The sequence below is a fragment of the Sphingomonas sp. S1-29 genome, assembly GCF_026167545.1.
Classification (GTDB): domain Bacteria; phylum Pseudomonadota; class Alphaproteobacteria; order Sphingomonadales; family Sphingomonadaceae; genus Sphingomonas.
Map to the genome: position 1 here is coordinate 2,266,375 of NZ_CP110678.1, position 14,521 is coordinate 2,280,895.

Genomic DNA, 14,521 nt, shown 5'->3' on the forward strand with positions numbered 1-14,521 from the left:
GGCTAATCGCGTATTGCGAGAGAATTGGCAGAGTATAGCGCGATTGAGGCCTTATGCTTAAGTGGCGCGACCTAGCGGGTAATCAGGCGTCGTTGGCCGCGCGCCTCGGGCTGGGGGTAGCCGATACCATGCGCTGGCCGTCGATCACGATCGGGCTCGCAACGCCGGGCACGCCGCCCGGGGCGATGCGCATCCCGCGGGCGACCACCTGTGGGTCGGCGAAGATCTGGTCGAGCGTGTTGATCGGGCCGGCGGGGACGCCGGCGGCTTCGAGCGTGGCGGCGAGCTCGTCGCGTGGCCGGGTGCGGGTGCCGGATTCGATCAGCGGGATCAGCGCGGCGCGGTTCGCGACGCGCGCGGGGTTGGTCGCAAAGCGTGGGTCGGCGGCGATGTCGAGGCCGAGGACCGCGCACAGCCTGGCGAACTGGCCATCATTGCCGACCGCGATCACCAGCGGATCGTCCTGCGTCTCGAACGCCTGATAGGGCGCCAGGTTGGCGTGGCCATTGCCCATCCGGTGCGGCACCTTGCCCGATGCCATCCAGTTGAGCGCCTGGTTCGCGAGCACCGCGACCTGGGTGTCGAGCAGCGCCATGTCGATCTGCGCGCCCCTGCCGGTCATGTCGCGCTGGCGTAGCGCGGCGAGGATCGCGACCGCCGAATAGACCCCGGTGAAGATGTCGGCATAGGCGATGCCGGCCTTTTGCGGCGGGCCGTCGGGCTCGCCGGTGAGCGACATGAAGCCCCCCATCGCCTGGATCACGAAGTCATAGCCCGCGCGCGGCGCATAGGGGCCGGTCTGGCCGAAGCCGGTGATCGAACAGGTGATGAGGCGCGGGTTGATGGCGCTCAAGCTGGCGTGGTCGAGGCCGTATTTGACCAGCCCGCCGACCTTGTAATTCTCGATCACGACATCGGCATCGGCGATCAGCGCGCGGACCTCGGCCTGGCCCTCAGGCGTCGCGATGTCGATCGCGCGCGACGTCTTGCCGCGGTTGGTCGAGTGGAAATAGGCGGCGTCGAGATTGGTGCCGTCGGGCGCGTGGAGAAAGGGCGGCCCCCAATGGCGGGTGTCGTCGCCCGCGCCGGGGCGCTCGATCTTGATCACCTCGGCGCCGAGATCGGCGAGCAACTGGCCACACCAGGGGCCGGCGAGGATACGCGCGAGCTCGATCACGCGGATGCCTTCGAGCGGCTTCATGCGCGATCGATCGCATAGATCAGGTGGACGACATCGGCACCTGCCATGCGGCGCGTCTCGACCTCGCCGGTGGCGCGCGCGCCGATCTTTTCGAGCGCGCGGCGCGAGCGCAGATTGCCTTCGCCGACGATGAAGACCGCGCGGGGGGCGAAGCCGAACAAATGGTCGAGCATCAGCCGCTTCATCTCGGCATTGGTGGTGCCGCCCCAATGATCGCGCGCGATGAAGGTCCAGCCGATCTCGATGCCGGCATACGCAGGGGCGGGGCGGAAGCGGCTGGCGCCGATGACCCGGCCGGTCGCGCGTTCGCGGACGGTGAGCGCGCCGGGCTGGGCGAGCGCATCGTCGAAATAGGCGCGGAAGACGGGTTCCTGCCAGCGATCATGCGCGGGGTGGATCGCCCAGAGCTGGGGGTCGGCGGCCACGGCGTAGAGCGCGGGCCAATCGGCGGCGGTGGTGGGGCGCAGCTCGATGTTGGGGCCGGTGAGGGTGGGGGAGAGGTTCATGGTTGTTGCCCCTCTACCGTCACCCCAGCGAATGCTGGGGTCTCGAGCCGCGAGCGTGCGCTGGGTGGAGGGAGACCCCAGCTTTCGCTGGGGTGACGGAGTAAGAGAGTCAGAACGCGGCGATCCCGGTGATTGCGCGGCCGAGGATCAGCCCGTGAACGTCGTGCGTGCCTTCGTAGGTGTTGACCGTCTCGAGGTTGATCGCGTGGCGCATCACGTGGAAGTCGGCGGAGATGCCGTTGCCGCCGTGCATGTCGCGCGCGACGCGGGCGATGGCGAGTGCCTTGCCGCAATTGTTGCGCTTGAGGATCGAAATCGCATCGGGGGCAAGCTCGTGCGCGTCGAACATCCGGCCTGCGCGAAGGCAGGCGTTGAGCCCCAGCGAAATCTCGGTGAGCATGTCGGCCAGCTTGATCTGCACCAATTGCGTCGCGGCGAGCGGGCGGCCGAATTGCTGGCGGTCGAGCGTGTATTGCCGCGCGGCGTCGAGGCAGAATTCGGCGGCGCCCATCGTGCCCCAGGCGATGCCGTAGCGCGCGCGGTTGAGGCAGCCGAATGGCCCCTTCAGCCCCTGGACGTCGGGCAGCAGCGCGTCTTCGCCGACCTCGACATTGTCCATCACGATCTCGCCGGTGATCGAGGCGCGCAGGCTCAACTTGCCTTCGATCTTGGGCGCGGTCAGTCCCTTCATCCCCTTTTCGAGGACGAAGCCGCGGATCCCGCCGCCATGCGCGTCCGATTTCGCCCAGACGACGAAGACGTCGGCGATCGGCGAATTGGTGATCCACATCTTCGACCCGGTCAGGCGATAGCCGCCGCCGTCGATCGCCTCGGCGCGGGTGCGCATGCCCGAGGGGTCGGACCCGGCATCGGGTTCGGTGAGGCCGAAACAGCCGATCCATTCGCCGCTTGCCAGCTTGGGCAGATATTTGCGCTTCTGCGCCTCCGACCCATAGGCGTTGATCGGGTGCATCACGAGGCTCGACTGGACGCTCATCGCGGAGCGATAGCCGCTGTCGACTGCCTCGACCTCGCGCGCGACCAGCCCGTAGGAGACATAGCCGAGGCCCGCGCCGCCATAGGTTTCGGGGATGGTCGGCCCGAGCAAGCCGAGCTGGCCCATCTCGTCCATGATCTCGCGGTGGAAATGCTCGTCGAGAAAAGCGCGGGTGACGCGGGGCAACAGCTTTTCGCGCGAATATTCATGCGCGGTGTCGCGCACCATGCGTTCGTCGTCGGTCAGCTGTGCTTCGAGCTGGAAGGGGTCCTGCCAATCGAACCTGCCCATTTCGGCCATTGCGTCGTCCTTCCTAGGTGGTTTCGGCGGGCGTGGCGTCGGGCACGACCATCGGCGGCGGTGTCGGCGTCGGGATGACGCCGAGCGCCGGCGCGGGGGGTTCTACGCCCTGCAATGCTGCCGCCTCGATGATGTCGAGCGCGCGCCTGGCATTGATATAGCGACGCGCGGCCTCGATCCAACTGCTGGCCTGCATCGCACCGGGCATCCGCCCGATTTCGGCGAGCGCGCCTTCGACATGGCCGGCATCGAGCATCCGGCGCGCGCGGATCAGCCGGTCGGTCGGGCGGCCACTGGGGGTGCCGTCTTCGCGCAGCACCACGAGGCCGCCCATCTCGCGGCGGAAATTCTGCCACCAGCTCGCGCCGTCGCTGCCCGACACCAGCTCGGGCGCCAGCGTGTCGAGCGCGAGCCGCAGGTCTTCGAGCGTCACCGGCGATCGGGCGGCTTCGATGACGTAATTGGTCGCGCGTGGTTCGGACGGGGTGAAGCGCTGGCGCAGCTGGCCCTCGAGATAGCCGAGCGGCAGCCCGCGATCGAGCGCACGGCGCGCGGCGAAGGCGACGAGCAGCGCCTCGGCACGCGTCGCGAACGACGAGGCGACGCGCGAATCGCTGTCGATATTGGCGAGCCGCGTTTCGAGGCCCTGGATCCGGCCCGCCAGCGTGATCTCGCGCGCGTAGAGCGAGGCGAGGTCGGTGCCCGGCGGCGCGGGCTGGTTGGCGACGACTTGCGGCTGGACGACGATCGGCTGCGGCGCGGCGGTGCCCGAGCGATAGCCGAGCCGATCGAGCATCGGCGCGACATACCAATAGGTCGCGGCGATCCCCGCGACGAACGCCAGCACCCCGATCAACGCGACCAATTGCACGCGACTGCGCCGGCGGGGCGGCGCGTCGAACGACACTTCGTCATGGTTCATGGCGCGCCTTATCCCGTGCGCCGCTGCCAGGGTCAATGCGCGGCGAGGGCGGCGGCGATGAGCGCCGGGTCATCGGGGGTGGCAGCGATCGACACCTGCCGCCAGCCGTTGCCGGCGGCGTGCGCGGCACGGGGGCTGATCGCGACGACACTTATCGCTGCGCGGTCGGCGACGAGCGCGGCAAGGCGGCGCGCGGCGCGGGGCGAGTGGACCAGCGCGAGGTCGCCGGGCGACAGGTCGATCCGGTCGGTGGTTTCGACGCTGGCATAGACCGGGATCACCGCCGCGATCGGGCCGCCGGGGTCGAGCAGGTGATCGCGGCCGCACATATGCAGCGCGCGCGCCAAGCCAAGGCGGTCGAGTTCGCGCCGCGCCGCATCGGCGTCGCTGCCGCCGACCGCGACGACGTTCAGCCCCGCGGCCCGCGCGGCTTCGGCGGTGGCTTCGCCGACGACGACGGTTGGCAGCGCCGCGAGCGTCGGCAGCGCGGCGCCGGCGTGGCGTACCGCGTTGGCGCTGGTGAGGAGCAGCGAATCGAAGCGCGCCGGATCGGGTGCTTCCCAGGCTAGCGGGGTTACCGCGAACAGCGGCATCGCCACCGCCGTCATGCCCGCTTCGGCGATCCGCGCGCAGGTTGCGGTATTGCCCGGTTCGGGGCGCAGGACGACGATCCGCACCGGCGGACGCTGCCTAGCCGCCGAAGCGCTGGCGGACGGGTTCGGGCGCACGCGCTAGCAGGTCGCGCGCCAGATCGGCGGCGATGGCGGGGCCGGTGCCCTCGATCCTGCCCGCGACATGCGCGCCGCCATCTTCGGACAGCAACTCGGCCGACAACGTGATTCGCCCGCCCTCGATCCGCGCGAGCGCGGCGACCGGCGAGTGGCAATCGGCCTGCAACGCCGCGAGCAACGCGCGTTCGACCATCACGCAGGCATGGGTGTCGGCATCGTCGATCGCCGCGACGGTCGCGATCGCGTCTTCGTCGGCGGCGCGCACCTCAATGCCGATCGCGCCCTGGCTGGGGGCCGGCAGCATCTGGTCGAGCGGGATCGCCACCCCGACATCGTCGCGGCCGAGCCGTTCGAGCCCGGCGGCAGCGAGCAGCGTCGCATCGGCTTCGTCGGCGGCGAGCTTGCCGATCCGCGTGTCGACATTGCCGCGAAACGGCACGATCACCAGGTCGGGGCGGAGCTTGCGCATCTGCGCGGCGCGACGCGGGCTGCTGGTGCCGATCCGCGCGCCCTGCGGCAGGTCGTCGATCGAGGCGGCACCCACCAGCCGGTCGCGGACATCGGCGCGCGGCAGGATCGCGCGCAGCGCGATCGCATCGGGGCGGATCGTCTCGACATCCTTGAGCGAATGCACCGCGCAATCGATCTCGCCATCGAGCAGCGCGCGATCGAGCTCCTTGGTCCACAAAGCCTTGCCGCCGATTTCGGCGAGCGGGCGGTCCTGCACGCGATCACCGGTGGTGCGGATCGGGACGATTTCGAAGTCGAGCGGATCGCGGTCGTGCGCGGCGGCGAGCAGCGCGCGGACCATGTTCGCCTGGGTGAGAGCCAGCGGCGAACCGCGCGTGCCGATGCGGAAGGGCGTCTTCATGTCGCTTGTGCTAGCCGCCCGCGTGGCTAGAGGAAAGGCCATGGCGCTCATCCTCGGCATCGAATCGAGTTGCGACGAGACCGCGGTTGCGCTGGTGTCGAGCGACCGCACGATCCTTTCGCACAAATTGGCGGGGCAGGAGGCCGCGCACGCGCCCTATGGCGGCGTCGTTCCCGAAATCGCCGCGCGCGCGCATGCCGATGTGCTGCCGCCGCTGATCGAGGCGGCGCTGGCCGAAGCCGGGGTGGCGCTGCGCGACGTCGATGCGATCGCCGCCACCGCGGGGCCGGGGCTGATCGGCGGGGTGATGGTCGGGCTGGTGACGGGCAAGGCGCTGGCGCTGGCGGCGGGCAAGCCGTTGGTGGCGGTCAACCACCTCGAAGGCCATGCGCTGAGCCCGCGGCTGGTCGATGCCGATCTCGCCTTTCCCTATCTGCTGCTGCTGGTGTCGGGCGGGCATTGCCAGTTGCTGCTGGTCAAGGGCGTCGGCGATTATGCGCGGCTGGCCACCACGATCGACGATGCCGCGGGCGAGGCGTTCGACAAGACCGCGAAGCTGCTCGGGCTGGGCTTTCCCGGTGGCCCCGCAGTCGAGCGCGCGGCGGCCTCGGGCGATGCGCGCGCGGTGCCGTTGCCGCGCCCGCTGCTGGGATCGGCCGAGCCGCATTTCTCGTTCGCTGGATTGAAGAGCGCGGTCGCGCGGGCGGCTGATTCGGGGCAATATCGTGCCGAGGACATTGCCGCATCGTTCAGCCAGGCGGTGATCGATTGCCTGATCGACCGCACCCGCCGGGCCATCCAGACCAGCACCCCTCCTTTCGAAACGAACAGTTTGGACATTGTGCGCCCCGCGGCTTTGGTGGTCGCGGGTGGGGTCGCGGCGAATCGCGGGGTGCGCTCGGCGCTCGAGCAATTGGCGCTCGAGCATGGCATGCGGTTCGTCGCGCCGCCCTTGTGGCTGTGCACCGACAATGCCGCGATGATCGCCTGGGCGGGGGCCGAGCGCTTCGCCGCAGGGCTGACCGATCCATTGGACGTGGCCGCGCGCCCGCGCTGGCCGCTCGATCCGCTGGCCGAACCGGTCCGCGGCGCAGGGGTGAAAGCATGAAGATCGGGGTCATCGGTGGGGGCGCGTGGGGGACCGCGCTGGCGCAGGTCGCGGCGCAGGGCGGCGAGCCGGTGCTGCTATGGGCGCGCGAGGCGCCGGTGGTGGCGAGCATCAACGCCGACCGGGTGAACGCGATGTTCCTCGATCGCGTGCGGCTGTCGGCGGCGATCCGCGCGACCGAGGATCTGGGCGACCTCGCCGAATGCGAGGCTCTGTTGGTGGTCGTGCCGACGCAGCATGTCGCTGGCGTGCTCGCGCAGATCGAGGTTGCCGGGCGGCCCTTGGTGCTGTGCGCCAAGGGGATCGAGGCGGGGACGCAGCGGCTCGTCAGCGAGATCGCCGCCGACGCCTGCCCCGATTCGCCGATCGCGGTGCTGTCGGGGCCGACCTTCGCGCACGAGGTGGCGGCGGGAAAGCCGACCGCGGTGACGCTGGCGTGCGGCGACAAGGCATTGCGCGAGGCGCTCGCCGATCGGCTCTCGGGTCCCGCGCTTCGGCCCTATCTGTCCGACGACGTGGTCGGCGCCGAGATCGGCGGCGCGGTGAAGAACGTGCTGGCGATCGCGTGCGGCGTGGTCGAGGGCGCGGGGCTGGGACTCAACGCCCGCGCGGCGCTGATCGCGCGCGGCTTTGCCGAGATGACGCGGTTTGGGCTGGCGCGCGGTGGCCGCGCCGAGACGCTTGCCGGGCTGTCGGGCCTTGGCGATCTGGTGCTGACCTGCTCGTCGACCAATTCGCGCAATTTCTCGCTGGGCGTGGGGATCGGATCGGGGCGAAGCGCCGCCGACCTGCTCGCCGACCGGCGGACGGTGGCCGAGGGCGCCTTCACCGCGCCGGTGCTGCGCGCGGCGGCGGCGGCGGCGGGGGTCGACATGCCGGTGACCGACGCGGTGTGCGCGCTGCTCGAGGGCGCGCATGTGACGGCGATCGTCGAGCGGCTGCTGGCGCGACCGTTGAAGGTCGAGGGATAGGCCCCTCCGCGCATAAAACGGTCATAACCCACCCCTCAACCGTTCGTGCTGAGCTTGTCGAAGCACTGCCGTCCTCCTGCGCGCCTGTCGAAGAAGCAAGAACGGTGCTTCGACAAGCTCAGCACGAACGGGTTTGGGGGAGGGCCGGAATTAGATCCAATCCGTAGCCTTAAAAGTCGATCGCGATGCCTTTGAGTTCCCAGTCGCCATAGCGCACCGGGTTCTTGCCCATCGGATCGTCCTGTGGCGGCGGGACGGGTTCGGGCTGCGGCACGGGGGGGCTTTTCGACAAATAGGCGGGGGGCTTCACATGAGCGGGGCGGGTGCCCATCGCGGGTCTCCGATGATTGAAGGCGGGGTCTCGATCCCCCACATCGTACCCGAAAGGAGACGGTTCAAGTGAACCATCTGAAGACGGGCATGTTGCTGGCGGCGCTGACCGCCTTGTTCATGGGGCTGGGGTTCGCGATCGGCGGGCGCGGCGGGGCGATGATCGCGCTGCTGGTGGCCGCAGGGATGAACTTCTTCGCCTATTGGAACGCCGACAAGATCGTGTTGCGGATGCACAATGCGCGCGAAGTCGATGATCGCAGCGCGCCCGAATTCGTCGGGCTGGTGCGCGAGCTGGCGACGCGTGCGCAACTGCCGATGCCGCGCGTCTATATCGTCGACGATCCACACCCCAATGCCTTCGCGACCGGGCGCAATCCCGACAATGCCGCGGTCGCCGCGACCAGCGGGCTGCTGTCGCTGCTCACCCGCGACGAGATTGCCGGGGTAATGGCGCACGAGCTGGCGCATGTGAAGAATCGCGACACGCTGATCATGACGATGGTCGCGACGATCGCCGGGGCGATCTCGATGCTCGCCAATTTCGGGCTGTTCTTCCGATCGGGCGACCAGCGATCGTCGTTCATTGCGACGATTGCGGCGGTCATCGTCGCGCCGTTCGCCGCGATGATCGTCCAGATGGCGATCAGCCGGACGCGCGAATATGGCGCCGATCGCGGCGGGGCCGAGATTTCGGGCAATCCGCAGGCGCTCGCCTCGGCGCTGGCCAAGCTGGCGAGCGGCGCGGCGCGGACGCGCAACCGGGTGAGCGAGCAGAACCCCGCGGCGGCGCAGCTTTACATCGTGCCGCCGATCGGCGCGAGATGTTCTCGACGCATCCCGATACCGGCAAGCGAATCGCCGCGTTGCAGGCGATGGCGGGCGAGTTTGCGCCGCCGCCGGCCTATGAAGTGCCCGCTGCACGCCGGGCGGCGTCGGTGCCGCCGACCCGGGCACGGGGGCGGACGAGTGCGCTGAACCCGCACAAACGGTAAGGCGGGCGGCAAGGCGGGGTGCGCTTGTCGAAGCGGGGTTCTGTCCTATAGGCGTGCGCATCCCCATCCGACTGGAAATACATGGCGCGTCCCCAACTCGAACTCCCCGCCGATGCCCCCGGCGTCCCCGCACGGCGTGCTGCGCTCAAGCTGCTCGATGCGGTGCTGCGGCAGGGCAAGGCGCTCGAGGCGGCGCTCGATCGTGCGGCGGCGAACCTGCCCGCCAACGACCGCGGACTGGCGCATGCGATCGCCGCCGAAGTGCTGCGCTTCCTCTCCGATCTCGACGCGCTGATCGATTCTGCGACGCGCAACCGTATCCCTGACGATGCCAAGGCGCGGTTCGCGCTGCGGATCGCGCTGGCACAGGTGCTTCGGCTGGGCACCCCGCCGCATGCCGCGATCTCGACGGTGTTGCCGTTGGTCGACGGCGGGCCGCGCAAGCTGGTGCATGGTGTGTTCGGGGCGCTGATGCGGCAGGGGGTTACGCTGCCCGAGACGCCCGCTTTGCCCGATCCCGCAGCGCTGCGCTGGGAAGCCCAGCATGGCAGCGCGATGGTCGAGGCGGCGATGGCGGCGATCGCGCAGCCGCCGGCGACCGACCTGACGCTCGCCGATCCCGCGGCGACCGACGAATGGGTCGCCAAGCTGGAAGGCGTCAGCCTGTTTCCCGGCCATGTTCGGCTGCCGGCGGGCAAGCAGATCACCGCGCTGCCCGGGTTCGATGCCGGCGCATGGTGGGTGCAGGATCTCGCGGCGTCACTTCCGGCACGACTTTTGGGGAAGGGCGAGGGCAATGCGCTCGATCTATGCGCCGCGCCCGGCGGCAAGACCTTGCAGCTCGCGAGCCAGGGTTGGCGCACGATTGCGGTCGATATGAGCGAAAGTCGTCTGGCGCGACTTCGCGATAATCTGGGTCGGACGCGGCTGGAGGCCGAGATTGTCTGCGCCGATCTGCGCGAATGGAAGCCGGCGGCGCCCGCCGATGCGGTGCTGCTCGACGCGCCATGCAGCGCGACCGGAATCTTCCGCCGCCACCCCGATGTGCTGCACCGCGTTCGCCCCAGCCTGATCGCGGAGACTGCAGCGTTGCAGCGTGAGTTGCTGGGGCGTGCCGCCGAATGGGTGCGGGTTGGCGGGCGGCTGGTCTATGCGGTGTGTTCGCTCGAACGCTCCGAGGGCGAGGAGCAGGTCGCCGATTTCCTCGGCCGGCATCGCCATTTCGCGATCGATCCGGTGGGCCAGGCCGAGCTTCCCGCTGGCGTCGCGCCCAATCCCGACGGCACTGTACGCACGCTGCCGGGGATGCTCGCGGATCAAGGCGGGCTCGACGGCTTCTTCATCGCGCGGATGATCCGAACCGCTTGACTTTTTGGCGGCTTGCCGGGGGTGGCGTTGCTGCTACATGGTCGCCATGCAGCAACCTGTCCGTATCGCGCCATCGATCCTTTCCGCCGACTTTGCACGGCTGGGCGAAGAGGTGCGCGCGATCGACGCCGCGGGCGCCGACTGGATCCATGTCGATGTGATGGACGGGCATTTCGTGCCCAACATCACGATCGGCCCCGCGGTGGTGAAGGCGCTGCGCCCGCACACCGCCAAGCCGTTCGACGTTCATCTGATGATCTCGCCGATCGACGCCTATCTCGACGCCTTCGCCGAGGCGGGTGCCGATACGATCACCGTGCACCCTGAGGCGGGGCCGCATCTGCATCGCACGATCCAGCGGATCAAGGGGCTGGGGCTGCGCGCGGGCGTGGTGCTCAACCCGGCGACCCCCGCCAAGATGCTCGATTATGTGCTCGAGGAGGTCGATCTGGTGCTGGTGATGGGGGTGAACCCCGGCTTTGGCGGCCAGAGCTTCATTCCGAGCCAATTGCGCAAGATCGCCGCGATCCGCAATTCGATCGATAAATTGGGCAAGTCGATTGATTTGCAGGTCGATGGCGGGGTCGACCGGTCGAACTGCCGCGAGGTGATCGCCGCGGGCGCCGACGCGCTGGTCGCGGGCACTGCGACCTTCAAGGGCGGGCCGAGCGCCTATGCCGACAATATCCGCGCCTTGAGGGGCGGGTGAGCGATCTGCCGCCGATCGAGCCCGGCGCCGACGGGATCGAACAGGGAAAGCGGCTGATCCGCCAGGACAGCGACAAGGGATTGTCGCTGTCCGAGCGGATCGCCGAGCAGCTGACGCGGCTGACTTGGCGCACCCCGCTGCACACGATGCGGCTGAAGGGCCGGCATCCGCTCAAGCTGCTCACCGTTGCCGACGATCCGTTCCTGGGTGATCCCGATCGCGGGCAGGCATTGCTCGACGGGATGCTGGCGTTTCGCGGCGAGACGCGCAATCTGCACGAGCTCGCGCTGTCGCGGCCGACCTTCTCGAAGCCGTTCGGCGAATATCTGCACAGCTTCGCTTGGCTGCGCGACCTGTCGACGGTGACGACGCGTACCAAGGGCGCGCCGATCGCCGAGGCGTTGATGCGCGAATGGATCGCCGCGCATGGCGACGTCGTCTCCGATCCCGCCTGGCGCGCCGATATGTGGGGCCGGCGGCTGCTGTTCTGGGTCGCGCATGCGCCGTTGATCCTGTCGAGCGGCGATCTGGTGTATCGATCGAACGTGCTCCACGCCTTGGCGCGCGGGGCGCGGCATCTCGATCGCACCGCTGACAGGGTGCCGCTTGGGGTGCCGCGGATCGCGGCGTGGTGCGGTGTCCTCGCGGCGGGGCTGATCATTCCCGGCGGCGACCCGCGGCGAGTGTTCGGCGAGGCGGGGCTGACCCGCGCGCTCGATCAGTCGGTGTTCGGGGACGGCGGTACTGTCGGGCGCTCGCCGCTCGGGCTGCTCGACGCGATCATGCTGCTGACGATGCTGCGCTCGACCTATGCCGCGCGGCGGATGGAGATGCCCGATGCCGCGACCGCCGCGCTGCCGCGGATGGTGAGCGCGCTGTTAGGCGTCAGCCATGGCGATCGTGCGCTGTCGAGCTGGCAGGGCGGCGCACCGGTGCACCCCGATGTGATGGCGCAGGTGATCGAGGCGACGGGGGTGCGCACGCGTCCGCTGCGCCAGGCGCGCGAATGGGGCTACCAGCGGATGAGCGCGCAGGCGTCGGTGCTGATCGTCGACGCCGCGCCGCCGCCGATCGCGCGGATCGCCGAGGGCGGCTGCGCTTCGACGCTGGCGTTCGAAATGTCCGATGGGCCGAACCGGATCATCGTCAATTGCGGCGGCGCCCGCGCGTCGATGGCGGCGGTGCCGACCGCGCTCGCCGAGGGGTTGCGGACCACTGCTGCGCATTCGACTTTGGTGGTCGACGACAGCAATTCGACTGCGATCCTCGCCGACGGTACGCTGGGCAAGGGCGTGACCGAGGTCGAATTGAGCCGGCACGAGGCCGACAATGCCAGCCGGATCGAGGCGAGCCATGACGGCTATGCGCGGCGCTTCGGCTTTCTCCACCGCCGGCTGCTCGCGCTGTCGAACGACGGGCGCGACCTGCGCGGCGAGGATATGTTGCTCCCCGCGGGAAAACGCCGCCAGCGCGATGCGACGCCCTTCGCGGTGCGCTTCCACCTTGCCCCCGATGTCGAGATCGCCGCGACCAGCGACGGGCAGGCAGCGATCCTGCGGCTGCCCGGCGGCGCGATGTGGCAGTTCCGCGCGCGCGGCGCCGCCTTGAGCGTCGAGGACAGCGTCTGGGTGAACCCGCAGGGCCGCCCGGTATCGACCGAACAGATCGTGCTGTCGGGCGAGGCCGCCCCCGGCGGCGCGACGGTGAGCTGGCTGCTTCACAAGGCGCGCTAGTCCGCTCCTGCAAACCGGAGGGGAGAATGAGGTTGCGCCTGCCGGCATTCTGCTGAAATAGCCGCGCGCATGAACAGCATCGCCATCACCCGCGCCCTCCTGTCGGTGTCCGACAAGACCGGCATCGTCGACCTCGCCCGCACGCTCGCCGATCGCGGCGTCGAACTGGTCTCGACCGGCGGCACCGCCAAGGCGCTGCGCGACGCAGGGCTTGCGGTGCGCGACGTGTCCGAGCTGACCGGCTTTCCCGAGATGATGAACGGTCGGGTCAAGACGCTGCACCCGATGGTGCATGGCGGCCTGCTCGCGGTGCGCGACGACGCTGAGCATGTCGCGGCGATGACCGAGCATGGCATCGGCGCGATCGACCTGGTGGTGGTCAATCTCTATCCGTTCGAGGCGACCGTCGCGCGGGGGGCCGGGCGCGACGAGGTGATCGAGAATATCGACATTGGCGGGCCGAGCATGGTGCGGTCGGCAGCCAAGAACCACGCGCATGTCGCGATCGTCACCGATCCCGCCGATTACGCGCTGCTCGCCGAGGGCAGCACGACGCTCGAGCAACGGCGGATGCTGGCGGCCAAGGCCTTCGCCGCGACCGCCGCCTATGATTCGGCGATCGCGCAATGGTTTGCCTTTGCCGATCAGGGTGAGACGTTTCCGGCCACGCTGCCGCTGGCCTTCACCCGCGCCGACGAACTTCGCTATGGCGAGAACCCCCACCAGTCGGCGGCACTGTATCTGCCCAAGGGGCCGGCGGCGCGCGGGATCGCGCAGGCGAGCCAGCTGCAGGGCAAGGCGCTGAGCTACAACAACTATAACGACGCCGATGCCGCGCTCGAACTGGTGAGCGAATTCCGCGACGGGCCGCCGACGGTGGTGGTCGTCAAGCACGCCAATCCTTGCGGGGTGGCGAGCGCCGACACGCTGCTCGAAGCCTATGAAGCGGCGTTCGCGTGCGACACGGTGTCGGCGTTCGGCGGGATCGTTGCGGTCAACCGACCGCTCGACGGCGCGACGGCGCGGGCGATTGCGGGGATCTTCACCGAGGTCGTCGCCGCGCCCGATGCCGATGACGAGGCGCGCGCGATCTTTGCCGCCAAGAAGAATCTGCGGTTGTTGCTGACCGGCGAGCTGCCCGATCCGGCGCGCCCCGGGCTGGCGATCAAGTCGATCGCGGGCGGGCTGCTGGTGCAGTCGCGCGATGGTGGGCGTCTGGGCGAGCTCAAGGTGGTGACCAAGCGCCAGCCGACGGCGCAGGAACTCGCCGATTGCCGCTTTGCCTGGACGGTGGCCAAGCATGTGAAGTCGAACGCCATCGTCTATGCCAGCGGCGGCGCGACCGCGGGGATCGGCGCGGGGCAGATGAACCGGCTCGAGAGCGCGCGGATCGCCGCGTGGAAGGCGCGCGACGCCGCCGAGAAGGCGGGCTGGGCGCAGCCGCGGACGATCGGCTCGGCGGTGGCGTCGGATGCGTTCTTCCCGTTTGCCGATGGCTTGCTGGCGGCGGTCGAGGCTGGCGCGACCGCGGTGATCCAGCCGGGCGGCTCGATCCGCGACGACGAGGTGATCGCCGCTGCGGACGAGGCCGGGCTGGCGATGGTGTTTACCGGGATGCGGCATTTCCGGCACTGAGGCAGGGGGGCCCAACGCGCCGTTCGTGCAGAGTAGCGACCGAGTAGGCGAAGCCGTATCGAGGGCGCGTATCGAAGCAGCGCCCCCCGCGCGACAACGGTCCTTCGATACGCCGCTTCGATACGCTGCTGCGCAGCTACTCAG

General features: G+C 69.5%; 13 protein-coding genes and 1 pseudogene. 7 read left to right on the forward strand and 7 right to left on the reverse strand.

Annotated features, from left to right (window positions below; all coding sequences use genetic code 11):
• Positions 1–82: 82 nt before the first annotated feature.
• From OKW76_RS10800 to hemC, 6 genes are all read right to left on the reverse strand, one after another.
• Complete coding sequence (locus OKW76_RS10800; RefSeq protein WP_265548898.1) at positions 83–1,201, reverse strand: CaiB/BaiF CoA transferase family protein; 1,119 nt, start codon at positions 1,199–1,201, stop codon at positions 83–85.
• Positions 1,198–1,707 (reverse strand): GNAT family N-acetyltransferase, encoded by a 510-nt coding sequence (locus OKW76_RS10805; RefSeq protein ID WP_265548899.1) that lies wholly within the window; start codon positions 1,705–1,707, stop codon positions 1,198–1,200. The genes OKW76_RS10800 and OKW76_RS10805 overlap by 4 nt, the downstream gene beginning before the upstream one ends.
• 109 nt (positions 1,708–1,816) lie before the next feature.
• A complete protein-coding gene (locus OKW76_RS10810) occupies positions 1,817–3,004 on the reverse strand; it encodes an acyl-CoA dehydrogenase (protein WP_265548900.1) in 1,188 nt (395 codons plus the stop codon).
• 13 nt (positions 3,005–3,017) lie between these two features.
• Positions 3,018–3,926, reverse strand: a complete 909-nt coding sequence (locus tag OKW76_RS10815) for a hypothetical protein (protein WP_265548901.1) — start codon at positions 3,924–3,926, stop codon at positions 3,018–3,020.
• Between the two features lie 32 nt (positions 3,927–3,958).
• Positions 3,959–4,603 (reverse strand): uroporphyrinogen-III synthase, encoded by a 645-nt coding sequence (locus tag OKW76_RS10820; protein ID WP_265548902.1) that lies wholly within the window; start codon positions 4,601–4,603, stop codon positions 3,959–3,961.
• Between the two features lie 13 nt (positions 4,604–4,616).
• Positions 4,617–5,528 (reverse strand): hydroxymethylbilane synthase, encoded by a 912-nt coding sequence (gene hemC / locus OKW76_RS10825; RefSeq protein ID WP_265548903.1) that lies wholly within the window; start codon positions 5,526–5,528, stop codon positions 4,617–4,619.
• A gap of 40 nt (positions 5,529–5,568) precedes the next feature.
• On the opposite strand from hemC, the gene tsaD reads away from it, so the two are divergent.
• Together tsaD and OKW76_RS10835 are read left to right on the forward strand one after the other, a co-directional pair.
• Positions 5,569–6,636, forward strand: coding sequence for a tRNA (adenosine(37)-N6)-threonylcarbamoyltransferase complex transferase subunit TsaD (gene tsaD, locus OKW76_RS10830; RefSeq protein WP_265548904.1), 1,068 nt, complete (start codon positions 5,569–5,571; stop codon positions 6,634–6,636).
• Entirely contained in the window at positions 6,633–7,607 is a 975-nt protein-coding gene (locus OKW76_RS10835; RefSeq protein WP_265548905.1) for an NAD(P)H-dependent glycerol-3-phosphate dehydrogenase, read from the forward strand. The genes tsaD and OKW76_RS10835 overlap by 4 nt, the downstream gene beginning before the upstream one ends.
• Before the next feature lie 169 nt (positions 7,608–7,776).
• Here the strand turns inward: OKW76_RS10835 and OKW76_RS10840 are convergent, their stop codons facing one another.
• Positions 7,777–7,938 (reverse strand): DUF1674 domain-containing protein, encoded by a 162-nt coding sequence (locus tag OKW76_RS10840; RefSeq protein WP_265548906.1) that lies wholly within the window; start codon positions 7,936–7,938, stop codon positions 7,777–7,779.
• Between the two features lie 68 nt (positions 7,939–8,006).
• Between OKW76_RS10840 and htpX the strand changes: the two are divergent.
• The 5 genes and pseudogenes from htpX (at position 8,007) to purH (ending at position 14,377) form a co-directional block, all read left to right on the forward strand.
• A pseudogene (gene htpX / locus OKW76_RS10845) lies at positions 8,007–8,932 on the forward strand (zinc metalloprotease HtpX).
• A gap of 81 nt (positions 8,933–9,013) precedes the next feature.
• Positions 9,014–10,300, forward strand: a complete 1,287-nt coding sequence (locus tag OKW76_RS10850; protein ID WP_265548907.1) for an RsmB/NOP family class I SAM-dependent RNA methyltransferase — start codon at positions 9,014–9,016, stop codon at positions 10,298–10,300.
• 46 nt (positions 10,301–10,346) lie between these two features.
• Complete coding sequence (gene rpe / locus OKW76_RS10855; protein ID WP_265548908.1) at positions 10,347–11,009, forward strand: ribulose-phosphate 3-epimerase; 663 nt, start codon at positions 10,347–10,349, stop codon at positions 11,007–11,009.
• Entirely contained in the window at positions 11,006–12,742 is a 1,737-nt protein-coding gene (locus OKW76_RS10860; RefSeq protein ID WP_265548909.1) for a heparinase II/III family protein, read from the forward strand. Before rpe ends, OKW76_RS10860 begins: the two co-directional genes overlap by 4 nt.
• 69 nt (positions 12,743–12,811) lie before the next feature.
• The gene (gene purH, locus OKW76_RS10865; RefSeq protein WP_265548910.1) at positions 12,812–14,377 is read left to right on the forward strand and encodes a bifunctional phosphoribosylaminoimidazolecarboxamide formyltransferase/IMP cyclohydrolase; all 1,566 of its coding nucleotides are present in this window, start codon (positions 12,812–12,814) and stop codon (positions 14,375–14,377) included.
• The last annotated feature ends 144 nt before the right edge of the window (positions 14,378–14,521 follow it).

Excerpts from the sequence above, each read along its gene's own strand:
- OKW76_RS10800 (WP_265548898.1), bottom strand. The coding sequence starts at position 1,201 with ATGAAGCCGCTCGAAGGCATCCGCGTGATCGAGCTCGCGCGTATCCTC.
- OKW76_RS10805 (WP_265548899.1), bottom strand. The coding sequence starts at position 1,707 with ATGAACCTCTCCCCCACCCTCACCGGCCCCAACATCGAGCTGCGCCCC.
- OKW76_RS10810 (WP_265548900.1), bottom strand. The coding sequence starts at position 3,004 with ATGGCCGAAATGGGCAGGTTCGATTGGCAGGACCCCTTCCAGCTCGAA.
- OKW76_RS10815 (WP_265548901.1), bottom strand. The coding sequence starts at position 3,926 with ATGAACCATGACGAAGTGTCGTTCGACGCGCCGCCCCGCCGGCGCAGT.
- hemC (WP_265548903.1), bottom strand. The coding sequence starts at position 5,528 with ATGAAGACGCCCTTCCGCATCGGCACGCGCGGTTCGCCGCTGGCTCTC.
- tsaD (WP_265548904.1), top strand. The coding sequence starts at position 5,569 with ATGGCGCTCATCCTCGGCATCGAATCGAGTTGCGACGAGACCGCGGTT.
- OKW76_RS10835 (WP_265548905.1), top strand. The coding sequence starts at position 6,633 with ATGAAGATCGGGGTCATCGGTGGGGGCGCGTGGGGGACCGCGCTGGCG.
- OKW76_RS10840 (WP_265548906.1), bottom strand. The coding sequence starts at position 7,938 with ATGGGCACCCGCCCCGCTCATGTGAAGCCCCCCGCCTATTTGTCGAAA.
- OKW76_RS10850 (WP_265548907.1), top strand. The coding sequence starts at position 9,014 with ATGGCGCGTCCCCAACTCGAACTCCCCGCCGATGCCCCCGGCGTCCCC.
- rpe (WP_265548908.1), top strand. The coding sequence starts at position 10,347 with ATGCAGCAACCTGTCCGTATCGCGCCATCGATCCTTTCCGCCGACTTT.
- purH (WP_265548910.1), top strand. The coding sequence starts at position 12,812 with ATGAACAGCATCGCCATCACCCGCGCCCTCCTGTCGGTGTCCGACAAG.